The organism is Brevundimonas sp. FV1ye28 (assembly GCF_058681135.1).
The window spans coordinates 3029236-3055204 of record NZ_CM178731.1 but is presented as its reverse complement, the minus strand read 5'-3'; the positions used below and the strand labels follow the sequence as shown (position 1 = coordinate 3055204).

The following is a 25969-nucleotide window of genomic DNA, read 5'->3' as shown; positions in this document are numbered from 1 at the left end:
TCAGCCTTGCTTCAACGCCGCCCTGCGGCGCGATAGCGCGGTCGCCGGAAGGTCGGCTTCGAGAACCAAACCCCCCGCCTCCCATCTTCGTTCCAGCCTGCCGCCCAATTGACCTTCGACGGACAGGGCCGACAAAGCCGAGCCAAAACCTTGTCTTACGGGCTTTCCGGCGATGGGAGGGCCGCCGCTTTCCGTCCAGGTCAGGATGAATCGGTCGTCCTCGTTGCGCGTGCGCAACAGCACGGATCCGCCCGGAACGGACAGGGCGCCGTACTTGGCCGCATTGGTCGCCAACTCGTGGAACAAGAGCGCCACGGAGGTCGCGGCCTGATCGTCGAACGTCGCGTCATCCCCCTCGATGGACACGCGCGAGGCTCCGGTCTCATCGACATAGGGCCTGAACAGCGCGGTCAGGAAGGTGTGCAGGGTGGTGTCGCCGATCAGGGGCTGTGACACCTCCGAGTGAGGACGCACGAACTCGTGCGCGCGGGCCAGGGCGGCGATCCGGTCGCGTGCGGACAAGGCAAAGGCTTTCGCCTCGGGGTGTTCACGCGCCGACAGGGCGATCAGGGAGGAGACGACGGCGAAAATGTTCTTGATCCGGTGGCTGAGTTCCTGGCTGAGCAGATCCTTGCCTTCTTGGGATCGTTTCAGCTCTTCGATGTCCGTGCAGGTACCGAACCAGCGGGTGACCTCACCGGCATCATTGCGCATCGGCGTCGCCCGACCCAGGGTCCAGCGGTAGACGCCATCCGCCCGGCGAAGCCGGTATTCGATCTCGTAGAGGTCGCCCGTTTCGAGAGAATGCCGCCACGCGCCCCAGGCCCTTGCCTGGTCATCTGGATGGAACATGTCGTTCCAGCCCTCGCCGTCGGTGGAGCCTGCGGGAACGCCGGTGAACTCGTACCAGCGAGCATTGTAGTAGTCGTGGAAACCGTCGGCGCGGGTCGACCAGACCATCTGGGGCATCGAGTCGGCGATGGCGCGGAACTTGGCTTCGCTCTCGGACAGCGCAATGGCGGCGTCGGCGAGATCGGTCGCCCCTGCTACCCGCTGAGCCAGCGCGAGTCGAAGTTCCAGTTGGCTGACCACCTGGGCGGCCAGAACCTTCAGGGACTGGGCCTGAAGCTCGGTTATGCCCTCGGGACGGGGCTTGTAATCGATGACGCATAGCGAGCCGAGCGGCAGTCCGCCGGCCGAAATCAGCGGCGCGCCGGCGTAGAAACGAATACCGAGTTCGCCGGTCACCAGGGCGTTCTCGGCGAAGCGAGGGTCCTTCGTCGCATCGGGCACCACCATGACGTCGTGTTCGCGCATGGCGTGGTCGCAGAAGGAGACGTCGCGACCGGTTTCGCAGGCGTCAAGGCCGACCCGGGCCTTGAACCACTGGATCTCGTTATCGACGAGGCTGATCAGAGCCGTTGGCGCTTCACAAAGTCTGGCGGCAAGGTTCACCACGTCGTCGAACGCGGCCTCGGGCTCCGTGTGCAGAACGCCATAGGCACGCAAGGCGGTCAGTCGTTCCGCTTCGGTCCAGTTGGTCTTTATCGTGGATTTTTCGTCGAGCACGCGGTGGCCTTCTTGGGCGCAAAGCGCCGTTCCCCTGGTAAATGCGGGGAAAGCGAGGCCGTTGCAATCAGTTGGCGGGTCGACCGACTTCCTCGACGTCCATCGCGGTCACGCCTGAGGGCGCCGGGGCGGGCGCGGCGGCCGGCGGCGTCTCGAACGCCTGAAGGCGGGCGTTGATGGCGGCGATGTCGGCGGCGGTGGCCGGACGACGACCGCCCAGGCTGGCCACGCCGACGACGCGGGTCTGGCCGTCGATCTCGACGGTGCGCAGGTTCATCCCGCCCTCGGCCAGGACGGTGGCGTCGTCCGGCCCAACCGCGCCCGCCTCGGCAGAGGCGGTGATAAGGCGCGGGCGCGAGAAGCGCGCCTCGTCGATGGTCGGCTCACGTCCGGCGTAGGTCTGCTTGAACGCGGCGGTCTCGCCGGCCAGCCCCTTCCAGCGATAGAAGATGTGCGCCCCGATCTGGGTGATCTTGCCGAGCGTCGGCGCCCACCAGGGGTGCACGTAGTCAGCGTGATAGTGGGTCGCAGTGCCGACCTCGGTGGCGACATGACCGGCCAGGGCCTTTTCGGCCACGGCGCGGGCGCGGTTCCAGGCCCAGGCGACCGGGGCCTGGGACAGGGCGCCGTCGCAGGTGAAGCTGAACTGGCAGCCGGTGTTGCGCTCGGCGCCTTCGAAGACGACGCCGCAAACGGTGTTCGGATAGTTGGGATCGCGCACGCGGTTCAGGATGACCTGGGCCACAGCCTCCTGACCCTCCGTGCTTTCCAGGGCGGATTCGTAATAAACGCCTTGCGTCAGGCAGCGCAGCGCGCGCTCGCGGTCGGCGGGGGTCGCGGTTTCCAGGACGAACGGCCGCGCCGAACGCAGCGCGCCGATCGCGGCGGGCATGGCGGCATTCCGCTTCTGCGCGTCGAGGCCGTTGACGCCGAGCTCCAATGACGGACGCCCGGCCAGGGTCAGGCTTTCCCAGCCGGGCGTCAGGCCCAAAAGCGCGGCGCGATTTTCATTCGGGTCGAAACGGATCGCCAGGGCCAGCTGGGCCGGGTCCATCCGCGCGCTGAGTGCGGCCAGGCCGCGCGCCGACAGATCGCCCTCCGTGATCCGGGCCACCGCCTCGGCGGTACGATCACTGTCGGGCCGCACCGTGGAGGACGCCGCCATCGCCACGCCGAGCGCCGCTAGCGCCGCGGGAGCGGCGGCGGCATAGCGGCGGACCGAGGTCTTCACTCTGGTCCAGTCGACAGTCTTGGCGAACGATAAGGGCATGCGGCTCTGGACTGGGGGCGCCTCGACGCCGGGAGGCAGGGCTTATGGCCCCGCATCACGGCGCTTTTCAGGCCGCAGATTACAGCGGGTTCAGCGACCGCCCAATGTAGAGCGGAGCATCCATGCGGCCTTTTCGTGGGCGGCCAGACGCTGGGTCAGAAGATCGACCGAGACATCGTCGCCCTCGTCGTCCGCCACGGTCAGGGCCGCGCGGCAGGTGGCGATGACCGTCTCATGGTCCTTCATCAGTTCCTTGAGCATGGCCGGGGCGTCGTTCTCCGGGTCGCCGTCCTTGATGGAGGTCAGGTTGGCGAAGGCCGAATGAGCCTGGGGCGCGAACTCGCCGAGCGCGCGGATGCGTTCCGCGATCAGGTCCAGCGCCGCCCAGATCTCGCGGTACTGTTCTTCCAAAAGGGTGTGATAGCTGAAGAATTCCGGACCCCGCACGTTCCAGTGATAGCCGTGGGTCTTCAGGTACAGGGCGAAGCTGTCGGCCAGGACCTTGGACAGTTCCTGAACCACGTCGCTGCGTTCGGCCTTGGTCAGGCCCGTGTCGATCGTTGCGGTCATGCTTGCTCCTTTGGCGACAGTCTCTAATCGTCTGCGCAGGTAGGCGTTCCGACGCGTTCCGCCAAGGCCGGGACCGCGATCGCGGCCGGGCATTGTCGAGGCGCGGAACGCAAGTCATTGGAAAGCGTTGCCGTTTATCGCGCAGTGGCGCGAACCGGGGGTATCGATTGAGTGCTGGAGGGTTCCCAGGCGGCATAAAGGGCACGGACGCCCTGCTCGCGCGCCTTGCGGCCGTGCGGCCGCAGTCCCTTTGGCGGACGGTGCTGATCGGACTGGCGTGGGCCGCCCTGTCCCTCGTCCTTCGGCTTTCCATGTCCGGCGTCTACGCCGGCAGCGGCATCGCGGGGACGACCATTCTGCTTCCAGGTGTGGTCCTGGCCGCGCTGACGGCGGGTCGGAATGCGGGATTCATTGCGACCGTGACCGCCCTGCTGGGAGCCTGGGCGATCGCAGGCCCGGATGCGTTCGGCGTCGGCGTGAGCACGCCGGCCGGGCGTATGGCGACCTTCAACTTTCTGGTGGTCGGCGTGTTCGTCACCATCGTGGCGGCCTCGCTGAGAAAGACACTGGCGCGTCTGGGCGAGACCATCGCCAAACTCGAAACGGCTCAGGACGCCCAGCGCAGCAATGAGGCGGAACTGTCCGCCATGGTCGACCAGGCCTCCGCCGGCATCGCCCGCGTCGGGCTCGACGGCGCGGTTCTCAGCGCGAATGCGCGATTTGCCGAGTTGCTGGGATATTCCCGGGCCGAGGTCATCGGCATCACCACCCAGGACGTCAGCCACCCCGACGACATCAAGCGGACCCTCGACCTGTTGTCCGGCGTCCGCTCGGGCGACAGCGAAGGCGGCCAGCTTGAGAAGCGCTACATCCGACCCGACGGATCGGTGGTCTGGGCGCTCACCAGTCTGCGAGCGCTGCGCGATGCGGACGGAGCGCAGTCTGGCTATATCGCCGTCACCGTCGACATCACCGACGCCAAGGCGGCCGAGAGCGCGCTGCGTGAGAGCGAAACCCGGTTCCGGCTGATGGCCGACACAGCCCCCTCCCCCGTCTGGTTGACCAATGCCGACGGCGAGGTGGAGTTCGTCAACAAGGCCCTGATCGACTTCTACGGCAAGCCCGGCGAGGAATTCATGGGGCATTCGTGGAAGGCCACGATCCATCCCGACGATGTGGCCGGCGTCGAGGCAGCCCAGTCCGGGGCCCGGGCGCTTTTGCTGCCGTATTCGTTCGAGTGCCGCTTCCAGCGCCACGACGACGCCTGGCGCTGGATGCGGGTGTCGGTGAACCCGCGCTTCGACGGCGAGGGCGTGTTCCAGGGCTATGTCGGCCTGTCGTTCGACGTCACCGCCCAGAGGGAGGCGCTGGACGCCCTGGCGCAACAGGAACGCCGCCAGCGTTTCCTGCTGGAGCTTTCGGACGGGGTTCGGGACCTGAACGATCCCGACGATGTCATCGACCACGCCCAGAGCGTGCTCGGCCGGGTGCTGAACGTGTCACGCGTCGGCTATGGCGAGATGGATGCGGAGGCGGGCGTTTACCGCCTGCGCCGCGACTGGACCGAGCGTGCGCCCAGCATCGTCGGCGACACCCGGATCGAGGACTTCGGCCGCGCCGTCAGCGAAGGCCTGCTGGCCGGAGAGACCGTCGTCGTCTCCGACGTCGCCGCCGACCCGCGCACCTCGGCCAATCTCGCCGTCTATGAGGGGGTTCAGATCGGAGCCTTCGTGGTCGTGCCCCTGTTCCGCTCGGGTCAGATCAAAGCCTTCATCAATGTCCACAGCGTGACGGCGCGGTCCTGGACACCGAGCGAGATCAAACTGGTCGAGGAAGTCGCCGACCGCGCCTGGTCAGAGGTCGAACGCACCCGCGCCCAGGCCGAAGTGCTGGAATCCGAGGCCCGGTTCCGCGACATCGCCGACACGGCGCCGGTCCTGATCTGGGTGACCAAACAGGACCGCAGCCGGGCCTTCGTCAACCAAGCCTATGTCCAGTTCATGGGTGGCGATTACGAAAGCGTCCGCACCGCCGACTGGCGCACCCACATCCATGCCGACGATCACGAGCGGCTGGTCCAGGAATCGATCGCCGGCGAGGCGACCGGCGAGCCCTTCGCCCTGGAGGCGCGCTATCTGCATCACAGCGGCGAATACCGCTGGCTGAAATCCTTCTCGCGGCCGCGCTTCGGACCGGGCGGCGAGATCCTCGGCTTCGTCGGCGTGGCTTTCGACGTCACCGACGCGCGCCGGGTCGAACACGACCTGAAGCGGATCAACGAACTCCTGGAAGAACGCGTCGGCGATGCCCTGGCCGAGAAGGCCAAGGCCGAGGCCGACCTGATGCATGCCCAGCGGATGGAGGCCGTCGGGCGTCTGACTGGCGGGGTTGCGCACGACTTCAACAACCTGCTGACCGTGGTGATCGGGGCGCTGGACCTGATCCTGAAGTCGCCGGAGGACGCCGCGCGTCGCCAGAAGCTGGGCGAGGCCGCCCTGTCGGCGGCGCGGCGCGGCGAACGGCTGACGCACCAGCTTCTCGCCTTCTCGCGGCGTCAGGCCCTGAGGCCCGAGGCGATCGACATCAACGCCCTGATCCGCGAAAGCGACCCGCTGCTGCGTCGCGCGGTCGGTGAGGCGGTCGGCTACAGGCTCAAGCTGCGTCGTGGCGGGGCGCGCGTGATCGTCGATCCGGCCCAGTTCGAGGCGGCCCTGCTGAACCTGATCGTCAATGCGCGGGACGCCGTGGCCGAGCGCGGCCAGACCGAGGGGGCGCAGATCACGGTCCAGACCCAAGCGTGCGAAGTCGAGCCGGGCGAGGTGCTGGACCTGCCGCCCGGCGACTATGTCTGCGTCACCGTGTCGGACACGGGGGCGGGCATGGACGCGGTCACCATGCGCCGGGTGTTCGAGCCCTTCTTCACCACCAAGGCGGTCGGCAAGGGCACGGGCCTGGGCCTGAGCCAGGTCTACGGCTTCGCGCGCCAGTCGGGCGGCGGCGTCGGCATCACCTCGACCGTCGGCGAGGGCACGGAGATCAAGCTCTACCTGCCGCCCGCCCCCGTGGAGGAGGCGGCTCAGGCGGCGCCGCGTCGCGCCCCGGGTCATATGAAGGCCGGCCAGACCCTGTTGCTGGTCGAGGACGATACCGGCGTCGCCGCCATCGCCATGGACCTGCTGAAAGGAATGGGGCTGGAGGTCGAGACCGCCGAGACGGGCGCAGAGGCGCTGGGCCTGCTCGAACGGCGGAGGTTCGACGTCATGCTGTCTGACATTGTCATGCCAGGCGGGATGACGGGGGTGGAACTGGCCAGGATCTGCGCCGAGCGTTGGCCGCAGATGTCGATCATGCTGACGTCGGGCTACGCGGGCGACGACGTCGACCTGGCGCTGGCCGACGCGCCGTGGCCCTTCCTCAGGAAACCCTACTCGAACGAGCAGCTGCGCGAGGCGCTGGGCGACCTGCTCATCACGACCGAGACCGGCGTGGCGCGCTGAGCCGGACAAGCCGAGGCCCGCCGCGTTGTCGCGGCGGGCCTCGAAGCGTCGATCAGCAGTGGGTGACTACTTGCGCGCCTTGCGGGCGGCGTATTTGGCGTCACGAGCGGCCTTTTGCTCTTCCTTGGTGAGTTGCTTGCGCTCCTTGCGGTTGGCGCGCTTCTCGGCCTCCAGGGCTTCTTCCGTCTCGCGTTCTGCGGCCAGGCGAGCCGCTTCCTTCTCGGCCTTCTCGCGGCGCTCTTCGGCCTTGGCGGCCTCGTGCTGAAGGCGGATGGCTTCCTTCTCGGCGGCGCGCTTCTCGGCCAGCTTGTCGAACTCGGGGTCCGGCGCGGCGGCCTTGGGCTTGAACTTCGCGAGCAGGGCCTTCTTGGCCTCCTGCTGGGTGGAGATGCGGTCGCTGAAGCCGGTTTGTTTCAGATCTCTCATGCGGTCGGTCGGTCGTCCTTCGAGGGGTGGACCCACGCCGGTTCCGGCGAAGGCGGGGATCGCCACGGCGTCCGGGCGTCGGCAAAGCCGAAACGGAGCCGTAAATCAAGCGCGCGGGTCTCTTAATCGGCGAACAGGGCCGTTCTTCGACGAACCGTCATCGCCGGGACGCACCCGCCGGGCGTCCCTTAGATAGATGTTCGAGCGTTCCGAAACTAGTCCGGGCGGGCCGCCCCGGCCGCACCGCCCACCGCCGCGCCGACCGGACCGGCGACCACGGCACCCGCGATCGCGCCCGTGGCGGCGCGTTGTTCGGTCGTGTGACCGCAGGCGGAAAGGGCGGTCGCACCCAGGGCGAGGGCGCCGAAGGCGGCGGCGGTGACAACAGAGCGGCGCATGGCGAAGTCCTGAGCTTGGTTAAGGTCACGCTTCAACGCCGGGCCGGGCGGCCCGTTCCCTGGCGCAAGGCCCTCACAGTCGACCGACACCGATCACGCCCGTCGAATACAATAAAAAGACCCACGAACAGCAGGCCGGGCGACAGACCGCCGCAGCCAGAGACTGGCTTGTGCAAACCGATACGGCATCCGTGCCGACAACGGCCGCCGAATAGCACAATCGGGCCAGCCTGATCTCATCGAAACCTGCGCCTCGGCCACAATTGCTGCAGTGCAGCGACATCTTGCGACTCAAACACATTGAGGCCATAAACGGATGGCTTAAGGCCCATCCTTCGGCGGTCAGGCGTTCACCGACCACCGATTCGCAAGCTGGTTAACGGCGACCCGTATGTCGCCCAGTTCTGCAGACGACCCGGGGGCGACTTTCCCGCCCTGCTGAATAGGACGACGCCTTTGTTCCATCTCTCGCAACAGCGTGCGATTTCGCATGCCGACCGTGCGGCCAAGATCAGGCCCGTGCAGGCGGCTGCGGCGTTCGGCGCTCTCGTGGGGCTGGGAATCGGCTGCGCCTATCTGGGAGGAGCGGTCGCCAAGGCGACGACCGTCCGCGCCCAGGCCGAACGTCTGGAGGGCGCAACCGCTGCAGGCTTCACCGAAGAGGCGCTCGCCGCCGCCGCCGGGGGCCTGGACGCCAGCGCCCTGACCATCGCCCGTCGGCACGATCCCTATACGGTCGCCGGCGCCGCCCGGCGTGACCGTCAGGCCGAGCTTCTGACCGCGCGGCTGGAACAGCTGCGCCCCGACAACGCCCGCAGCGACCTGCGCCGGGCCAACCTGACCGATATTTCCGCCGCCGCCCGTCCCTTCCGCATCTCGAATGCGCTGGACGCCTCGCGCGACCTCGAATGCCTCACCCAGGCCGCCTATTACGAGGCTCGCGGCGAAGGCGCCGACGGCATGCGCGCCGTGGCCCAGGTCGTCCTGAACCGCGCCCGCCACGCCTCCTTCCCGTCCAGCGTCTGCGGTGTCGTCTTCCAGGGGTCGGGCCGCCGCGTGGGTTGCCAGTTCAGCTTCACCTGCGACGGTTCGATGCGCGCGCGCGTCAATCCGGCCGCCTGGAACCGGGCGCGCACCATCGCCTCGGCCGCCCTGTCGGGTGCGGTCTATGCGGGGGTGGGCAATGCGACCTTCTTCCACACCACGGGTGTCGCACCCTCGTGGCGCAACAGCTTCATGCGGGTGGCCCAGGTCGGCAATCACGTCTTCTATCGCTACGGCGGTCGCGCCGGATCGTCCAACGCCTTCAGCTACGCCGCACGCGGCTCGACCGGCGCCGATGTCCAGCGCGCGGTCTATGCGGGCATCGATCCGACCGAGACTGTGCGTCAGGCCGGTCAGGCCATCGCCTATACGGCCGTCCTGGCCCAGGAAGCCGCCACCCGCGGCGACGACCAGCCGAGCGCGGCGCCAGCTCCCGTGGCGGCACCCGCACCGGCCGTGACGCCGGCTCCGATCGCGACGCCGGCCGTCGCTTCCGCCAAGCCGGCAGCGACGGATTCCGCCGCCGTCAGCACGCCCCAGGTCTGATCCCACCCTAGCGCTCCTCGACCCGCCAATGGGTCGTCAGATTTTGCTTCAAGCTGCCGTAGTGGTCCTGCGGTTTTGGCTCCGCGCTATCGTCTGGAACGGGCGTGACGTCGTTCGCGCCGTCACGCGGAAGGCCGGCGTCCGCTGCAACCTCGCCCGTGTCTGCGAACCGGCTCTGCTCCATGGGAATCTTCGGGGCCGTGGCCATGGAACTCTCCTTCCAGTCTGAAGGAGAAAACCCATCCGCCAGCCGCCTGTTCCTCAGAAAGCGTCCAGGCCGATGTCCAGAACCGGCGCCGAGTGGGTCAGGGCGCCCACGGAAATCACATCGACGCCGGTCTCGGCGATGCCGCGCACAGTCGTCAGATTGACGCCGCCGGACGCCTCTAGAACGACCCGAAGCCCGCCGTCGCGACGTCGCTTCACCGCCTCGGCCAGCTCCGCATTGTCGAAGTTGTCGAGCATGATGACGTCGGGGCCCTGCCCCTCGGCGACCATGGCCAGCGCCTGATTGAACTGATCGAGGCCGTCCACCTCCAGCTCGATCTTCATCAGGTGACCGGCCTGGGCGCGTGCCGCCTTAACCGCCTGCACCACCCCGCCGCAGACGACCACGTGGTTGTCCTTGATCAGGATGGCGTCATCCAGGCCGAAGCGGTGATTGAGCCCGCCACCGCAGCGGACGGCGTGCTTTTCCAGCGCGCGCAGGCCAGGCGTGGTCTTGCGCGTATCCGCGATCCGCGCACCCGTCCCGGCGACGGCCTCGACATAGGTTCGGGTCAGGGTCGCGACCCCGCACATCCGCCCCAGAAGGTTCAGCGCCGTCCGTTCCGCTGACAGGAAGGCGCGCGCATCCGCCTCGACCTCGGCCAGGACTGCGCCGGCTGAGAAGGCCTCGCCATCCTTCATCCGCAGATCGATCGAGGCCTCGGGATCCATCTCCAGCACGGTCAGCCGCACGCAGTCGATGCCCGCCAGCACGCCGGGCTTTCGCGCCGTGAACCGCGCCCGCATGCGCGCGCCCTCGGGAATGCAGGCGGCGGCCGTCACGTCGCCGGCGCGGCCCAGGTCCTCGGCCAGGGCCATGCGGATGACGGGCAGGATCAGAACGTCGGGAAGGGAGTGGGTCACGCGGCGGAGAACACGTCTGCGAGGGCGATCTGGATGTCGGGCGCGAACAACGGGCTGACGGCACCCGCCGAGACCGTGGTCTCGCTGTCCCAGGTTCCATCCTCTCGCGGCCCGCGATAGACGCGGATCGAGCGCGCCTCGGGCTCCGCGATCCACAGTTCCGGGATTCCGGCCCGAGCGTACAGCGGCGCCTTCACCCGGCGGTCGTCGTCCAGCGTCGTCACCGAGACCTCGACGACCAGAACCGCGTCTGCGGCTTCATAGTATCGGCGCTCGCCACGGGGTCGGGCGACGAAGACGTCCGGCTCGGGTGCGCTGTCGTGACCGATCCGCAGTGTGCCCTGGGTGAGAACCTTGAGGCCCAGCTGGGGCGCCGCTTTAACCGCCATGCCGAGCCCCAGGTGCAGATCGCTGGTCACATCGGTGTGGTCACCGCCGGGAGGGGCCATTTCGCAGATCATCCCCTCGATCAGTTCAATCTTGCCCGGACGGCCGGCAAACAAGCCGGCATCGTCCATCCGCTCGTAAGCGGCGAAGTCGAACAGGAAGGGGCGCGGCCCCTCCCGTACACCGTCGAAATGTCGCCCGGTCGCCATCGGTCGACTATGCTCCAGCCGCGACGCGGCGAAAAGTCGATTCAACCTCGGGTTTGCTCAGTCGCGTATGTGCCGGAACCTCCGCCGTCTCCGGATAGTCCGACCGATAGTGGCCGCCCCGGCTTTCATGTCGCGCCAGCGCCGCCTCGGCGATCAGGCGACAGGCCACCAGCGGCAAGGCCCCATTTTGAGCCATCTCGAGCTCGCCGATCAGGGTCAGCAGCCGTTTAACGCCGTCGGCGTCGCGAATGACGCCGCAGTCGGCGCTCATGGCGTCGCGCAGCCGTTGCAGGGCGGCGTCGGTCAGGGGCGCCGGCCCCTCGACGATACGGTCGACCTTGCGGTCCATGGCGACTTCGCGCGCGGCGGCCTCGCCCGTGCGACGGCCGAAGGCGGCGGCTTCGAGCAGGGAGTTGGACGCCAGACGGTTGGCGCCGTGCACCCCGGTCGCGGCGCATTCACCGACGGCGTAGAGGCCCTTCAGCGTCGTCCGGCCATCCGTCCGGGCCGTGATCCCGCCCATGTGATAGTGGGCCGCAGGCGCGACCGGGATGGGCTGCACTCGCGGGTCGAGCCCCGCCGCCATGCAGGAGGCGAAGACGGCCGGAAAGGCCTCGGGGAAGTGGGCGCCGATGGCCACGCGCGCGTCGAGGAAGGCGCCCCTCCCCTCGGCACGGGCGCGGTGGACGGCGCGGGCGACGATGTCGCGCGGCTTCAGGTCGGCGTCGGGTTCGGGGCCGAGAATGAAGGCGCCGTTCGTGTCGATCAGCCGGGCGCCGTCGCCGCGGAGGGCCTCGGTGGCCAGGGGCATGGGGTCGAGCCCGACGTCGATGGCGGTCGGGTGGAACTGGACGAACTCGGGATCGAGGATTTCGGCGCCCGCCAGCCAGGCCAGGGCCAGACCCTCGCCCAGCAGGGCGCGCGGGGTGGTGGTCTCCCCATAGAGGCCGCCCGCGCCGCCGGTGGCCAGGACGACGGCGGGGGCCAGGACCTCGACCCGCTCTCCCGCGCGATCGATGACGGCGCCGATGACCCGGCCGCCGGCGGCCTGGATCAGGCCGGTCAGGTGGCCGTTCTCCCAGACCTCGACGTGATCGGCCGCTCGCGCCGCGACCGCGAGCGCCGACAGGATGGCCCGGCCCGCGCCGTCGCCGCCGACCCGCGCCACACGCGCCATCGAGTGAGCCGCCTCGCGCGAGACCGCGAACCCGCCGTCGGCCTCGCGGTCGAACGGGGCGCCCAGCGAGGCCAGCCATTCAACCGTGGCCTTGCCGTCGTCGGTCAGGACCTCGGCCGCGCGGTGATCGACCAGGCCGGCGCCAGCTGCCTCGGTGTCCTTCAGGTGCAGGCCCGGCGCGTCGTCCTTCGACAATGCCGCGGCGACACCGCCCTGGGCCCAGGCGCTGGACGCCGCCTCAAGCAGGGCCGTGGGACTGACGACCAGCACCCGCGCGGGTGCCGCCGACAGGGCCGTCGACAGGCCCGCCAGACCGCCGCCGATGATGAGCGGGCCGTCATGCTGGATGCGGCTCATCGGTCGAAGCCGATGAAGCGGGCGGCGATGTCGATGGCGCCCTGGGGCGAGCCGTCGGCTATGGGCAACAGGACCCCGATCGCGGCCGCGGCGCAGACCGCCGCCGTCAGCAGGAACAGGGCCAGCGACTTGCCGGCCTCGGGCCAGGTCAGCGTCTTTTCGCCGGGCCGCCAGGCGCCGCGACGCAAGCTGCCCAGAACGGCGATGGCGAGGAAGACCGCGAGGATATAGCGGCCCGTCGACACGCCCCACCAGACGGCCAGGCCGCCCATCAGGATCAGCGCGGCCTTCTCGACCATCGGATCGATGCGGGCCAGCACCGGCCCCAGCGCCTTGGAGCCGTCCAGCGGCGGCGCGGGCGCGAGGTTCACCAGATTGATCATGGCGATGAAGAAGGCGCCGAGCATCCACTCGTGATCCCCGGTCGCCAACCAAAGGCCGACGGCAGGCAGGACCGCGAGCAGACCGAAGGCCGGCCCCGCGAGCGACACCAGGACGCCGTGCCACTCGCTCTCCGGATTGCGCTGTCCGCGCGCGAGGCCGCCGAGGAAGGGGATGATATAGATCTTGGCCGGCCCCATGCCGACCGCGTTCATCGCAAGGACGTGACCGTACTCATGCACGAACAGGCCGAAGATCGCCGCAACCGCCACGACCCAGCTGCCCGTCGTCAGCCAGATGAAGCCGCCGAGCAGAAGCGTCGATCCGATCGCCCAGGGCAGGCTCTGGCCCTTGTCGATGACGGGCGCGCCGGGGCTGGAGGGCGGGACGGAGGTCGTGGTTTGGGCGGGCGGTGCAGGCGTGGACCCGTCGCGCGATCCCCAGGGACCGTCGGTCATATCAGCTCCACCGCGACGTGGTGCTTGGCCTTGACCAGGTCGTAGCGCGCCGGGATCGCGGGCGGCGGCAGGTCGATCATCCGCTGCACGGCGAGCGCGGCTTTCGCGATCATCTCTTCCGGGACCGTGACTTCGAACTTCATGTCGCGCAGGCAGTCTCGGATGTTCTCCAGCGTGATCCGCTTCATGTAGGGGCACATGTTGCACGGGCCGATGAAGTTCACCTCGGGCACGTCGCCCTTGATGTTCGACGCCATCGAGCATTCGGTGATCAGCACCACCTGTTTCGGCTTCTTGGCCATGACGTAGTCGGTCATCGCCGCCGTCGAGCCGGCGAAGTCGGCGGCCGCCAGGATCTCTTCGGGGCATTCCGGGTGGGCCAGGATTTCCGCGCCCGGATAGGCTTCGCGCATCTCGGCGATGTCGGCGGCGGTGAACCGCTCATGCACGATGCAGCGGCCCTTCCAGGCGATGATGCCGATGTTGGTCTGGGCCGCGACGTTGCGGGCCAGGAACTCGTCGGGGATCAGGATGACGCGATCGACGCCCCACTCCTTCGCCGCCCATTCCACCACCTGAACGGCGTTGGCCGAGGTGCAGCAGATGTCTGTCTCGGCCTTCACATCGGCCGTGGTGTTCACATAGGTGACCACCGGCAGGCCCGGATATTTCTGCTTGATCAGGCGCACGTCCGCGCCCGTGATCGCCTCGGCGAGCGAGCAGCCGGCCTTCAGGTCCGGGATCAGGACGGTCTTGTCGGGCGACAGGATCTTCGAGGTCTCGGCCATGAAGTGCACCCCCGCCTGGACGATCACCTTGGCGTTCGAACGCGCGGCCTCCTTGGCCAGACCCAGGCTGTCGCCGACATAGTCGCCGACCCCGTGGAAGATGTCCGGCGTCATGTAGTTGTGCGCCAGAATAACGGCGTCCCGCTCCTTCTTGAGCAGGTTGATCTCGTGGATCAGCTGCGCCTGGACCGGCCATTCCATCGGGGTGACGAATTCCTTGACCTTCTCCCAGACGGGAGCGGTCTCGGCGGCCAGTTCCGGCGGCATGGAAAGCGGCTGGGCGGCGTTCGCCATCGACGTCATCTCCTCGGCGATCTCGGTCGCCTCGCACTTATGCTCAACATTAGCATAAGTGCGGATAAGATAGGCCTGTCGGAGAGGGATGCAAGGGACCCATCCCCCTTTCCGTGCACCCCGACGAAGGCCGGGGTCCAGATCACGAACGCGGAAGTCCTGGATTGGTCACCGCGCGCCAACTGCAGGACGGCAACTTCCATCTGGACCCCGGCCTTTGCCGGGGTGCACGGGTGAAGAGTAGCGACCGGTTCTTCAACGAAGCCCGCCATCTGCGATTTCTCTTCCCGAAACTGGCCGTTTCAGAGCATATCGACCTCGAAATCGCTAAAGACTGCCCCTCCATGCAAGAAACTCTCCGCCGCATCCTTACCGCGCGCGTCTATGACGTAGCGATCGAGACGCCGCTCGATCCCCTGCCCCGGCTCGCCGCGCGGCTGGGTCGGCCTGTGCTGCAGAAGCGCGAGGACCTTCAGCCGATCTTCTCGTTCAAGATCCGCGGTGCCTACAACAAGATCGCGACCCTGAGCCCGGAGCAGCTGGCGCGCGGCGTGATCTGCGCCTCGGCCGGCAACCATGCCCAGGGCGTCGCCTTCTCGGCGCGCAAGCGCGGCGCGGTCGCGACCATCGTCATGCCGGTCACCACCCCGCCGATCAAGGTGGCGGCGGTCCGCGCGCTGGGCGGCGACGTCGTCCTGCACGGCGACGCCTTCGACGAGGCCTTCGCCGAGGCGACGCGGCGCGCGGCCGAGACCGGCGCCGTCTTCATCCACCCCTTCGACGATCCCGACGTCATCGCCGGTCAAGGCACGGTCGGGCTGGAGATCACGCGCCAGCATTCCGAGCCCATCGCCGCCGTCTTCGTCCCCATCGGCGGAGGCGGCCTGGCCGCCGGCGTCGCGGCCATCGTCAAATTCCTACGGCCGGGGACGAAGGTCATCGGCGTCGAACCCGTCGACGCCGCCTCGATGAAGGCCGCCATCGAGGCGGGCGAGGTCGTGACCCTGGATCAGGTCGGCCTGTTCTGCGACGGCGTCGCCGTGCGCCGCGCAGGGACCGAGACCTTCCGTCTGTGCAAGGACCTGCTGGACGAGATCGTCACGGTCGACAACGACGCCATCTGCGCCGCCATCAAGGACATCTTCGACGACAGCCGCGCCGTGGCCGAACCCTCCGGCGCCCTGGCGCTCGCGGGCCTCAAGGCCTGGGCCGCCGCCCATCCGGAGACGGTCGAGGACGGCGCCCTGATCGCCGTCAACTCCGGCTCCAACGTCAACTTCGACCGACTGCGTCACATCGCCGAGCGGGCCGAGATCGGCGAAGGGACCGAGGCCCTGCTGGCCGTCGCCATGGCCGACGACCGTGCCGTCTACAGCCGCTTCCTCAATGCGCTCGACGGCCGGTCGGTGACAGAGTTTAACTACCGCTGGTCGGGCGAAGGTCGCGCGCACATCTTCGTCGGCGTCGCCATCAAACAGGGACCGCACGAGAAGGACGACCTGATCGCCGCCCTGCGCGCCGACGACTATGCCGTCGAGGACATGAGCGACAACGAGACGGCCAAGCTGCACGTCCGCCACATGGTCGGCGGCCGGGCCACCGGCCTGCCTCACGAGCGGATCCTGCGCTTCGAATTCCCCGAACGGCCGGGCGCCTTCCTGCGGTTCCTGAACAGCCTGAAGCCGGCCTGGGCCCTGACCCTGTTCCACTATCGCAACCACGGCGACGACGTCGGACGTGTGCTGGCCGGGATCTCGGTTCCGCCCGTCGAACAGCCCGCGCTGGAGGCCGCGCTAGCGGCGTTGGGCTATCCGTATGTTGACGAGACCGACAATCCGGCGAGCCGATTGTTCCTCGACAGTAGGTAAAACCCCTTCCCCCAGCGCTAAAGCTTAAGAAACACATTCGCGCCACATTGGGGCGTGTCGTACCGTTGCGTATCCTCTCTGCTTAAGGCCTTGCTGCTCGGTCTCGCCGTGCTGATGGCCTCTCCCTTGCCGGCCTCCGCCGCGAACATGGCGCATCGCGATCCCATGGCCCTGGCCGGCGCCGTCGAGCGCAGGGCCGCCGTCACGACCTTCGCCCAGCTCGAGGCCTTCGGCCAGGCAGCGCTGCGCCGGCCCGACCAGGAGGGGCTGAACCGGCTCTATCATGTGGTGTGGACGACCCTGAACCAGGGCGACTTCGACGGCGCGACGCGATGGAACCTGCAACTCGCCGTCGCCGCTGGGGAGCTGGGCGACACACGGTACGCGAAGATCGCGCACCTCAACGCCCTGACCATCCGGTACGACACGGGCGAGGATGCCGCCGCCACCCAGATGGAAAGGGTCGCGAGAGATGAACCCGACTGGTTCGTTCGCGCCCACGCCACCCGTATTCATGCCTTGGCCCTGATGGATCAGGACAGGATCGGAGAGGGTCTGAACCTGCTGAACGAGGCCATGACCCTTGTTCCCGATGACCATCCCCTGGCCGACACCGCCCGGGCGGGGCTGTGGGAGATGACCGGCATCGGCCTGATGAAGCTGAACGACATTCGCGGCGCCACCGACGCCTTCAGCCGGTTCGAGCTGGACCACAGCAATCCCGCTTATCCGCGGCCTGACTTCGACGCCGTCTACAATCTGGCCCGCATGGCGGTTCAGGTCGGCGACCAACCCCTGGCGGAGCGGCTGTTCGCCGTGCACCACCGGCTGGCGACCCGGGCGGACGTGGAAAGCCTGGCCGTCTATAACGCCAACCTGTGCGCCATGGTGGCGCATGGCGCAGACAGCCCGACACGCCTCTTGCAGTGCCTGGCTCCCTATGGCGAAAGCCTCGGCGCAGCCGAGTTCCTCGCACCCCATATCCTGCCGCTCCGCGCCATGGCGCGCGCCCGCACCGGCGACGTCGCGGGCGCCCGTCGCGACGTGGCCGAAATCCATCGTCGCCAGGCAGCCGGCGAGTTCCGCGAGGAAGGCGTCTCTCAGGTTCTCCACGCCGAGGCCGAACTGCTCAATGCCCAGGGCCGTTCGGCCGAGGCATTCAAGTTGCTGCGCGAACATTCCGAGCAAGAGAATCTACAGGCCGCGCGCCGTTTCAGCGACGGGATTGGCCAGGTGACCTCAGGGATGCGCAGCCAGCTGAGCGAGCGTCGTCGCCAGTTGGAGACCGAACGCGCCAACACCGCGCTTCAGGCCGAGATGATCGCGGGCCAGCGCTGGATCGTGGGCATCAGCGTGGTCGTCCTGCTGCTCGTCGCCGGCCTCCTGTTCCGGCAATGGAGCATGACCGGCCACCTCCGCTTCGCCCGCCGCCGCGCGGAGGACGCCAACCGCGCCAAGTCCGAGTTCCTGGCCAATATGAGCCATGAGATCCGCACGCCGCTGAACGGCGTCGTGGCCATGGCCGATGCCCTGTCGCGCCGCTCGCTCGACAAGGCCGAGCACGAGATGGTGGAGATCATACGCTCGTCCGGAGTGACGCTGGAGCGGCTGCTGTCCGACATCCTCGACAGCGCCAAGATCGAAGCCGGCCAGGTCACGGTGGAGGCCCAGCCTTTCGCCTTGGCCCATGCGGTCAATGACGTCGCCGCCCTGTGGAGCCCCAAGGTCCAGGGCGGACCCGTCGCCTTGGTGGTCGCGCTGGACCCCGCGCTGGAACGGATGGTGGTCGGGGACGTCGTCCGCGTGCGCCAAATCCTGGCCAACCTCGTCTCCAACGCCCTGAAATTCACCACCGCCGGATCGGTCACCCTGAGCGTGGCGCCGGGCGTCGACGATCGCGTGCGGTTCACGGTCACCGACACCGGCGTCGGCTTCGACGAGGAACAGAAGGCCCGGATCTTCGCCCGTTTTCAACAGGCGGACGGCTCCATCACCCGGCGCTTCGGCGGCACGGGTCTGGGCCTCGCCATTTCACGCGAGCTGGCCCAGTTGATGGGCGGTGAACTGGACTGCTCGTCCACGCCCGGCGAGGGATCGCGCTTCTGGTTCGAAATCCCCCTGCCCCCCGCCGCCGCGGTCGAGGAAGAGGCGACTGAGGCTGCGGATCCTGCGCCGGAGGGACTGCGCATCCTGCTGGCCGACGACCATCCGGCCAATCGCAAGGTCATCGAGGTTCTGCTCGCTCCGACGGGCGCGACCCTTGTTGCGGTCGAGAACGGGCAGGAGGCGGTGGACGCCTGTGGCGCCGATCCGTTCGACCTGATCCTGATGGACATGCAGATGCCGGTCATGGACGGCCTGACCGCGACGGCCGCCATCCGCGCGCTGGAGGCCGAACGCGGCCTGAACCGCACGCCGCTCCTGATGCTGACCGCCAACGCCATGGCCGAACATGTCGAGGCCGGCCGCTTCGCCGGGGCCGACGGCCACCTGGCCAAGCCGGTCACGACCGCCAGCCTGTTCGCGGCCATCGGCGCGGCGCTGGGCGACGGTCAGCCGGAGGATGAGGCCGGGCAAGCCCGCGCGGCCTGAACGCTTCATCTCCGCTCGCCCGAGCGAGGGTCGATGACCTGGAATTTTTTCCTTTTGCGCCCTTGCGCCGTGATCGTCTCGACATCATTTCCCCTGCCGGATCTTTGACATCTCCGACCGGCGATCAGCCTGACATTCGTCCGCCGAAGCGTCTGGCTCGACCAAGTCTTTGATTTCAAACAGTCGACTAGCTGTTTTGTCCGTTTTGTCCGGTTTTTTTCGTCCGGACAGGCGGACGAACTCGCCCCGTCAGATGGCTGTCGCCTCGTGCGCGAGCAGCCATTTCTTGCGCTCGATCCCGCCCGCATAGCCCGTCAGGGTCCCGTTCGCGCCGATGACCCGATGGCAGGGCACGATGACCGCAATGGGATTCTGGCCATTCGCCAGGCCGGCCGCCCGCACGGCCCTGGGCGATCCGATGGCCGCCGCGAGCTGGCCATAGCTGCGCGTCTCTCCCGCCGGGATGGCGCGCAGAGCGGCCCAGACCGCGCGCTGGAACTCCGTGCCGCCGGTCTTCACCCTCAGCCCGTCCAGGGCTCTGGCGTCGCCGGCGAAATAGGCCTCTACGGCGCCCCGCACAGGCTCGGGCGCCCGGCCGGAAACCAGCTCGGCATCGGGCGCGTGCCGCGCCAGCAGGCGCATCATGCGCGGTTCGTAGTCGGAAAAGTCGAGCGCCCGCACGGCGCCCTCCCCATCCGTGACCAGCAGAACCTCGCCCACCGGGGTCGCGATCCGGTCCAGCGTCAGGGTCTCAGGCTGCGCGCTTCGCATCGTCTTTCTCCATCAGATCGGCCGCCGTCAGCCCCGCCATGGACAGGTGCAGCGCCCCATAGGCCCGCCAGGGCCGCCATTGTTCCGCCCGATCCGCGAGCGCCGCGTCATTCAGTCTGTCGCTGGGCGCACCCACGTCCCTGTCATCCAGGACCAGCCATTCGCCGGGCAGACGCAGTCCGGGCCGCGCCGCGACCAGAGGCGTCAGCACCGGATCGGCGGAGAGATCGCGCCCGATCGCCTCGGGGTCGGCGGACAGGTCGAACACGCGCCGTACCCGCGCCAGCACGCCGGGAAGGGTTTTCAGGTCCGAGGCCTCGACGCAGACCTGGATCTGCCCAGGCTTTCCCGGCGTCGCGGAGACGAAGCCCTCGGCCCCGTCGATGTCCCTCACCAGATCGCGCGACCAGGTGAGGCCCTCGATGCGGTCTCCACGCCCCGAAAGGGCCGCGAGCATGGCCTCCCAATCATAGGGCGGGCGATAGGAGAGGCCGAGCTTCACCCCGCTGCTCGCCGGTCGTTCGGCGCGGCGACGCAGCTCCGATGGGGCGCGGCCGTAGAGGGCCTGGAAGGTCTCGTTGAACCGACGCACGGAGCCGAACCCGGACGCATGCGCCACCTGGGCCATCGACAGATCGGTCTCCTGGATCAGGGCCTTGGCCAGCAGCACCCGCCGGGTCTGGGCCACGCTGACCGGGGCGGCGCCCAGATGCTGTTTGAACAGCCTGCGCAGCTGGCGCTCGCCCACGCCCAGCCGCCCGGCCAGGGTGTCGATGTCGCCCTCGTCCAGTGCGCCCGCCTCGATCAGGCTCAGGGCCCGGCTGACGGTGTTCGAGGTGCCGCGCCAAGCCCCCATATCGGGTGCCGTCTCGGGTCGGCACCGCAGACAGGCGCGGAAGCCCGCCTCCTCGGCCGCCGCCGCCGTGACGACGAAGATCATGTTCTCTCGCCGGGGCGTCCGGGCCGGACAGACCGGACGGCAGTAGATGCCCGTGGTCTTGACGCAACCGAAGAACCGCCCGTCGAACCGGGCGTCGCGCGTCAGCACGGCCCGGTAGCAGGCCTCCTGATCCAGGGTTTGCGCGGTCGCTTCCATGCCGCGAAGATGAGCCGTCTCGACGGACAAGTCTCGCGGTTTTCGGACATCGGCGTCCGGCGCGGGCGGCTAGGGCCCGATCGGCGTGACCGCGCCGCCAAGGGCTGCATCTGTCGTAGGGCCACTGCCTTGCATGGCCGACAGCGCGCTCCGCGCCTCGGCCGCGGCGATCGCCGCCATCGCCCGCGTGCGGCAGCGACGCTGGTTGAAGCGGCTGCCCGTCACCGCCTGGGTGCGGCAGATGACTTCGTTGCGAGGATCGCTGGCGCGGGTGTTGGCCCCGCTTTCCAGGCGGGCGCCCTCGACCGTGACGGGCGCGACGCTGGTCGTCGGGGCCTGTTGCGGCGGGGCCTGTTGCGGCGTCGCCGTCTGCCCGGCCAGCAAGGCCGCCATGATCATTCCGGTCCAGAGCATTCCAGCCTCCAGTTCCTGTTGAGGCGCGAGCTTCTCACCGACCGCCGCCCGGCGCAACGCCCGGCTGCATCACCCGCCACAGACCGGCGGCGATCTTCCACACCAGGCTGACCGCGCTGATGGCCAGGCCCCAGGTGAAGACGAGCGACAGGGTCGAGGCCACCGCGACCAGATCGCGTGATCCCTCGCGCAGGTCGTGCAGCCGATCGAAGTCCAGCAGGACCCAGTCGCCTGCGATCCTCGCCTGCTCCGCGCCGACGCTGAGGGTCGCCCAATGGCCCGCGTCGAAGATCAGCCAGGTCAGCCACAGGCCGGCGCCCGCGATCAGGATCTGCAGCATCGCCCGTACCCTGGCAGCGCTCGGGTTCGTCAGAGTGAACAGCTCCACCCCCATCTGGGCGACCACATAGAGCAGGATCGGCGTGAACAGACTCGCCCAGATCGGCGCGGCCGTCACCACCGCCTCCCCGCCGTTGATCCGCATCGCCGAAAGGCCCGGGAAGTGGACCAGTCCGATCCACCACAGGACGAACATCCCCAACGCCAGGAAGGAAAAGGCCGCCTCGGTCCCCGGATTGGATGCGCCTCGTACCTTGGGCGACCAGCCGCCACTGACCTTTCCGGTCTTCTGCGCCGCCACGCCCCACTGGCTAGGGTCCGACAACTGGAAGGCCGACAGATCCTTCACCCGCCACTGGGTCAGCCATTTCGGCTTGATATCGTAGTGCTCCATCACCGCCCCCGCGAGCGTCAGGGCGCCGATCAGGGTCAGGCCCGCGCCGAAGAAGCCGTGGAAGGCCTGCGAGATCGCCCGTCCCGCATCGCCCGGCCCGCCGATCAGGGCCACGAGCAAGGAGAGGGCGTGGAGGGCCAGAAGGACCAGGAGCCCCGCCTTCACCCCATACAGCCAGTATGGAAACAGCTCCGGCCCGATCAGGCTATCAGGCCCCTTTCGATAGCGGGCGGCCACGACCAGCGGATGGCCGATCTCCCTCAGGATCGCCTCCTTCTCGTCGTCGGTCAGCGCCCGCCCGAGCGTCTCTTCGCTGGCCTCGAACCGCGACAGGATCAGGTCGCGCAGCTCGGCCACGATGTCCTCGCGCTCGTCCGCCGACAACTGGGCCGCGACGGCCTCCAGATAGCGTTCCACCATGTCCATGGTCGTCTCCCCCTCGATTGTCAGAGAATCTTGTCGAGCGAGGCGTTGATGCCCCGCCATTCGCGGGCGAGCCGTTCCAGCATCGCCACGCCCATCGGCGACAGGACGTAGAAGCGCTTCTTGCGCTTCTCTTCCTCGCGCCATTCGCTCAGCAGAAGGCCCTGCGACTCCAGCCGACGCAGCAGCGGATAGAGGGTCGATTCCTCCATCTCCAGCCCGTCCGCGGCCAGGGCCTGGCGCAGGGTGTAGCCGTAGCGTTCGGTCCGGAGACAGGCCAGCACCGCCAGCACCAGAGACCCCCGCCGCAGCTCCAGCCGCATGCTTTCGAACAGTTCGGCGTCGACCGTCACGCGTGAAATCCCTCAGGTCACATAGTGTGTGACACACAGTGTATGCGACATACTGTGTGAGGGAGTCAAGCGAAAGGCCGGGGAGCCCTGCCCTCCGGCCTCACAGCCTTCATCCGCGCGTCAGTCGACCAGGTGAAACAATCCCTCGACGCTCGTCCCCAGCGCCCGCGCCAGCGTCAGGGCGAGAAGGGTCGAGGGGATGAAGACGCCGTTCTCAACGGTGTTGATGGTCTTGCGCGACACGCCCGCCCGCTCGGCCAGTTCGGCTTGAGTCAGGCCGGCCGCCGTGCGCACCTCCTTCAGACGCGACCCAAGGCGCGGGTCAGCCATCCTTGCCGAACTCCCGGTCCAGCCAGGCGAAGCGGATGCCCGCCGTCGCCCCTGCCCCGGCCAGGACGAAGGGCAAGGCAATGACGCCCGCCTCAGGTCGCCAGAGTCCCAGGGCAAACGCCACGGTGGCCCCGATCATGAGGACGACGAAGGCGGCGCTGATCGCTCGCGCCCGCAGCACGCCGGTCAGTTCGTCCTCGAGAAATTTCCGGTTCGCCCGCGACTGGTGATCCCAGCCCAGGGTGATCGAGGCGATCAGCCAGGCATAGATGACCGGCAGGGGCGCACTGACATAGTCACCGAAGCTCCCCTCCCCGGCCAGGATGTCCTGCATCGCCAGGGTCGACTGGACCAGGAAGGCGATCGTCACCAGGGGGAAAAGCCAGAGCTGGCGTGCGCGTTGCGCCTGCAAACGGTCACGCTTCGTCGGCTCCGTCTCGACCTGCCAACCGGTCGCACCGGGCCGCATGATCCAGCACAGGACGAGGCCGCCGAGAGCCAGGCCGAAGCCGACACCCGCAACCACGCCCCACACGGTCGCATCGTCTCCCGTCCGCTGCATCCCGATCGTGAAACCGATCCCGACCATCAGGGCGCCCAGAACGACGACCGCCAGCGCCCCCCTGAACTTGCGCACGCGCGACCGTGCTTCCTTCTGCAATTCCCTGTCGTCCATGGCCGTCATCTCCGCCTCCGCGTCATGTCACCTAGGGGTTACATATCACCTAGAGGTTACACGACGTCAAGCGGTCCGCCGACGGTCGGGACCTATTTGTGCGTCCAGGGCCGGTTGGCGCCGGGTGCGACCCCGGCCGCCTGGTCGCGCTGAAACTTCCCCCCGCGCGGGGGCTTGGGTCGCGCATCCAGCTTGGCGGTCTTCAGACGAAGCGCCTTCTGGGCCGGCGTCTCTCCGGCCGGTCCCTCGGTCGCGGGCTTTTCGGTGTCTTGGGGCTGATCGGTCATGTCGCCGTCCTAGCACGCAGACGACCGCCCCGCCTGTCGTATCGTCACGCCGCAGGCCGCCCAGACGGCAACCTTCGTCGCCGCGCACCGTTCTGCATGCCTGAACAAGGCGAAACCGCCGGAGAGCACCCCCCAATGAATTCGATCAAGACCTTCACGGCCCTCGCGGCCGGCGCCGTCGTTCTATCGACCGCCCCGCTGGCCCAGGCGCAGACCGCCTACGGCCAGTCCAACACGACCTACAACCAGCAACAGACGGGACAGGAGGTCTTCGGTCAGATCCTTCAGAACCTGTTCGGCGGCCAGACCATGGGGTCGCTGGATTCAGAGTGGACGCGGGGCCGTCGCGCGCTCGGCGCCCAGCAGACCACCTTCAACACCCGGCTGGACGCCCAGGTCCGTTCCGGTGCCCTGTCATCCTACTCGGGCGACCGCATCCGCGCCGACTATGAGGCCCTGGTCCAGCTCGAGACCCGCTACGGCCAGGACGGCAGGTTCACGACCCAGGAACGGTCTGACCTGACCTCCCGCTATGAGGCCCTGACCTCGGCGCTTAACGACGGCGGCTATGGCGACGATATCGGCGGATATCAGTCCGCCGCCGACGGCCGCGTTGACTTCGAGGCGCGCATCGACGCCGCCGTCCGCGCCCGGAGCCTGACCCGCACCGATGCGACCCGGCTGCGCTCCGACTATGCCGCCATCGTCACGGCCGAGGCCCAGTTCCAGCGCGACGGCCTCAGCGCCCGCGAACGTCAGGACATCGAGGCCCGCCTCGACGCCATCGACGCGCGCGTTCCGGGCGGCGCGACCAATCCCGGCGGCGGCTGGCAGCAGCAAACGCCTCGGGATCGTCTGACCGCCGTCGACCGCGCCCTCTACAACCTGCCCCGCGCCGATCAGGACCGCCTTCGCCCCCAGATCGAGGATCTGACCCGACTGGAAGCCGCCTATTCGCGGACCCGTCCGTCCAGCGACGACACCGCCTATCTGGAGCGTCGCCTGGGCGAACTGGAAGTCCAGGCCCGCATCCGCCGCTAGACTATCGGCACAAGCGACCACTCTCCGCCTCGAGGTGGAGGTGGTCGTGGTGCTGGGCATTGTAGTCGGGGCTCAATGTGGTCCCGAACACCTTGCAGGCATCGTCGCGTATCCGCCTCAGGAAGGCCGCTTCTGCACCGCCCGCATGCCAGTCGCCGCGCACGGTGATCCGCCGCCCGTCCCTCAGGCGCACGCCCGAGAAATCCAGCGCCGCCGCCCGCGAATGGGCGCTGGGCCGGGTGTTCGGCCGCCCGTTGTTGACCGACCGGCAGGCATAGACCCCCATGTGGTCGATCGCGACGACATCCGAGCCCAGAAGCTCGCGCGCCGCGGGCTCGACCGACTGTCGCCGCCACACGCTGACCGCCGTCGCCAGTGCGCAGGTCATGGTGACGTCCGACGGCGTCATCCGCGCCACCGTCCCCATGTCCGCGCCGAGCACCCCTGCCGCCGTCAATCCGCAGGTCTCCGAGTTCACCCTGTCCGGCGTCGGCGAGAAGGTCACCCGTGCCGACGCCAGTTCCGCCTGGCACTGAGCGAGCGACCGAGTGGCGGTCTGGACCCTGCCGAAGGTGCCGCCGTCGATGCGCTGATCGATGACGCCGGCGCCCGGCGCGACATAGACGCTGGGACCTGTCGTCGGAGGCTGTGGTCGGGGCGTTGGACTATAGGGGGTGTATCCGGACTGAGGCGCGGTATTGGGGATTAGACGGCCGCATCCCGAGAGGGTCAGGGCGACCACCGCCAGCACCAGTCCCGCCCTCGCCAAAACCCCGTCCCGCATCGTCCGAATCGCTCACTTTGCCCGGCGTGACTATAGCTGCGGAAAGACGGCCGAACGCAGGCCCCGACGGCCGTAGCTCTGCGCGACGACACGACGACC

General features: G+C 68.4%; 25 protein-coding genes. 5 read left to right on the top strand and 20 right to left on the bottom strand.

The annotated features are described in order from the left end of the window. From ACW171_RS15025 to ACW171_RS15015, 3 genes are all read right to left on the bottom strand, one after another. Complete coding sequence (locus ACW171_RS15025) at window positions 1-1569, bottom strand: sensor histidine kinase (RefSeq protein WP_492094369.1); 1569 nt, start codon at window positions 1567-1569, stop codon at window positions 1-3. 67 nt (window positions 1570-1636) lie between these two features. Continuing rightward, window positions 1637-2839, bottom strand: coding sequence for a cell wall hydrolase (locus tag ACW171_RS15020; RefSeq protein ID WP_492094368.1), 1203 nt, complete (start codon window positions 2837-2839; stop codon window positions 1637-1639). 90 nt (window positions 2840-2929) lie between these two features. Then, window positions 2930-3409, bottom strand: a complete 480-nt coding sequence (locus ACW171_RS15015; protein WP_492094366.1) for a Dps family protein — start codon at window positions 3407-3409, stop codon at window positions 2930-2932. 260 nt (window positions 3410-3669) lie between these two features. Here ACW171_RS15015 and ACW171_RS15010 point away from each other — a divergent pair, with 260 nt between their 5' ends. Continuing rightward, window positions 3670-6906 carry a PAS domain S-box protein gene (locus tag ACW171_RS15010; RefSeq protein ID WP_492094364.1) on the top strand — a complete coding sequence of 1079 codons (3237 nt, stop codon included), beginning with the start codon at window positions 3670-3672 and terminating at the stop codon, window positions 6904-6906. Between the two features lie 66 nt (window positions 6907-6972). Here ACW171_RS15010 and ACW171_RS15005 read toward each other — a convergent pair whose 3' ends face one another. Together ACW171_RS15005 and ACW171_RS15000 are read right to left on the bottom strand one after the other, a co-directional pair. Further along, a complete protein-coding gene (locus ACW171_RS15005) occupies window positions 6973-7332 on the bottom strand; it encodes a DUF6481 family protein (protein ID WP_492094362.1) in 360 nt (119 codons plus the stop codon). 215 nt (window positions 7333-7547) lie between these two features. Continuing rightward, a complete protein-coding gene (locus ACW171_RS15000; RefSeq protein WP_492094360.1) occupies window positions 7548-7730 on the bottom strand; it encodes a hypothetical protein in 183 nt (60 codons plus the stop codon). Between the two features lie 456 nt (window positions 7731-8186). Here ACW171_RS15000 and ACW171_RS14995 point away from each other — a divergent pair, with 456 nt between their 5' ends. Further along, on the top strand, window positions 8187-9320 hold the full coding sequence (locus ACW171_RS14995) for a cell wall hydrolase (protein ID WP_492094358.1): 1134 nt from the start codon (window positions 8187-8189) through the stop codon (window positions 9318-9320). A 7-nt stretch (window positions 9321-9327) separates the two neighbouring features. On the opposite strand, the gene ACW171_RS14990 is transcribed toward ACW171_RS14995, so the two are convergent. Genes ACW171_RS14990 through nadA form a run of 6 tightly spaced genes read right to left on the bottom strand, consistent with a single transcriptional unit; the run spans window position 9328 to window position 14511 of the window. Further along, window positions 9328-9528, bottom strand: a complete 201-nt coding sequence (locus ACW171_RS14990) for a hypothetical protein (protein ID WP_492094357.1) — start codon at window positions 9526-9528, stop codon at window positions 9328-9330. A gap of 53 nt (window positions 9529-9581) precedes the next feature. Next, entirely contained in the window at window positions 9582-10451 is an 870-nt protein-coding gene (gene nadC, locus ACW171_RS14985) for a carboxylating nicotinate-nucleotide diphosphorylase (RefSeq protein WP_492094355.1), read from the bottom strand. Then, the gene (locus tag ACW171_RS14980; protein ID WP_492094353.1) at window positions 10448-11047 is read right to left on the bottom strand and encodes a Uma2 family endonuclease; all 600 of its coding nucleotides are present in this window, start codon (window positions 11045-11047) and stop codon (window positions 10448-10450) included. The genes nadC and ACW171_RS14980 overlap by 4 nt, the downstream gene beginning before the upstream one ends. Window positions 11048-11054: 7 nt before the next feature. Further along, on the bottom strand, window positions 11055-12581 hold the full coding sequence (locus ACW171_RS14975) for an L-aspartate oxidase (protein ID WP_492094351.1): 1527 nt from the start codon (window positions 12579-12581) through the stop codon (window positions 11055-11057). Continuing rightward, window positions 12578-13420: a metalloprotease gene (locus tag ACW171_RS14970; protein ID WP_492094349.1), complete on the bottom strand. Its 843-nt coding sequence runs from the start codon at window positions 13418-13420 to the stop codon at window positions 12578-12580. Before ACW171_RS14970 ends, ACW171_RS14975 begins: the two co-directional genes overlap by 4 nt. Continuing rightward, window positions 13417-14511, bottom strand: coding sequence for a quinolinate synthase NadA (nadA, locus tag ACW171_RS14965; RefSeq protein WP_492094347.1), 1095 nt, complete (start codon window positions 14509-14511; stop codon window positions 13417-13419). The genes ACW171_RS14970 and nadA overlap by 4 nt, the downstream gene beginning before the upstream one ends. 335 nt (window positions 14512-14846) lie before the next feature. Between nadA and ilvA the strand changes: the two genes are divergently transcribed. After that, a complete protein-coding gene (gene ilvA / locus ACW171_RS14960) occupies window positions 14847-16370 on the top strand; it encodes a threonine ammonia-lyase, biosynthetic (RefSeq protein ID WP_492094346.1) in 1524 nt (507 codons plus the stop codon). Window positions 16371-16460: 90 nt separating this feature from the next. Beyond that, the gene (locus tag ACW171_RS14955; RefSeq protein ID WP_492094344.1) at window positions 16461-18962 is read left to right on the top strand and encodes a hybrid sensor histidine kinase/response regulator; all 2502 of its coding nucleotides are present in this window, start codon (window positions 16461-16463) and stop codon (window positions 18960-18962) included. Window positions 18963-19211: 249 nt separating this feature from the next. Here the strand turns inward: ACW171_RS14955 and ACW171_RS14950 are convergent, their stop codons facing one another. From ACW171_RS14950 to ACW171_RS14915, 8 genes are all read right to left on the bottom strand, one after another. Further along, window positions 19212-19733, bottom strand: coding sequence for a methylated-DNA--[protein]-cysteine S-methyltransferase (locus tag ACW171_RS14950; RefSeq protein ID WP_492094342.1), 522 nt, complete (start codon window positions 19731-19733; stop codon window positions 19212-19214). Beyond that, window positions 19714-20859: a bifunctional transcriptional activator/DNA repair enzyme AdaA gene (locus ACW171_RS14945; RefSeq protein WP_492094340.1), complete on the bottom strand. Its 1146-nt coding sequence runs from the start codon at window positions 20857-20859 to the stop codon at window positions 19714-19716. Before ACW171_RS14945 ends, ACW171_RS14950 begins: the two co-directional genes overlap by 20 nt. A 39-nt stretch (window positions 20860-20898) precedes the next feature. Further along, window positions 20899-21243, bottom strand: coding sequence for a hypothetical protein (locus ACW171_RS14940; protein WP_492094338.1), 345 nt, complete (start codon window positions 21241-21243; stop codon window positions 20899-20901). Window positions 21244-21277: 34 nt separating this feature from the next. Next, window positions 21278-22402, bottom strand: a complete 1125-nt coding sequence (locus ACW171_RS14935; protein ID WP_492094336.1) for a hypothetical protein — start codon at window positions 22400-22402, stop codon at window positions 21278-21280. Between the two features lie 20 nt (window positions 22403-22422). Beyond that, window positions 22423-22722 carry a PadR family transcriptional regulator gene (locus tag ACW171_RS14930; protein WP_492096647.1) on the bottom strand — a complete coding sequence of 100 codons (300 nt, stop codon included), beginning with the start codon at window positions 22720-22722 and terminating at the stop codon, window positions 22423-22425. A 150-nt stretch (window positions 22723-22872) separates the two neighbouring features. Then, the gene (locus ACW171_RS14925) at window positions 22873-23082 is read right to left on the bottom strand and encodes a helix-turn-helix transcriptional regulator (RefSeq protein WP_492094334.1); all 210 of its coding nucleotides are present in this window, start codon (window positions 23080-23082) and stop codon (window positions 22873-22875) included. After that, complete coding sequence (locus ACW171_RS14920; RefSeq protein WP_492094332.1) at window positions 23075-23758, bottom strand: hypothetical protein; 684 nt, start codon at window positions 23756-23758, stop codon at window positions 23075-23077. The genes ACW171_RS14925 and ACW171_RS14920 overlap by 8 nt, the downstream gene beginning before the upstream one ends. A gap of 92 nt (window positions 23759-23850) precedes the next feature. After that, window positions 23851-24045 carry a hypothetical protein gene (locus tag ACW171_RS14915; RefSeq protein WP_492094330.1) on the bottom strand — a complete coding sequence of 65 codons (195 nt, stop codon included), beginning with the start codon at window positions 24043-24045 and terminating at the stop codon, window positions 23851-23853. 135 nt (window positions 24046-24180) lie between these two features. Between ACW171_RS14915 and ACW171_RS14910 the strand changes: the two genes are divergently transcribed. Further along, window positions 24181-25086 (top strand): hypothetical protein, encoded by a 906-nt coding sequence (locus ACW171_RS14910; RefSeq protein ID WP_492094328.1) that lies wholly within the window; start codon window positions 24181-24183, stop codon window positions 25084-25086. A 1-nt stretch (window position 25087) separates the two neighbouring features. On the opposite strand, the gene ACW171_RS14905 is transcribed toward ACW171_RS14910, so the two are convergent. Further along, entirely contained in the window at window positions 25088-25870 is a 783-nt protein-coding gene (locus tag ACW171_RS14905) for an extensin family protein (RefSeq protein WP_492094326.1), read from the bottom strand. Window positions 25871-25969: the final 99 nt, after the last annotated feature.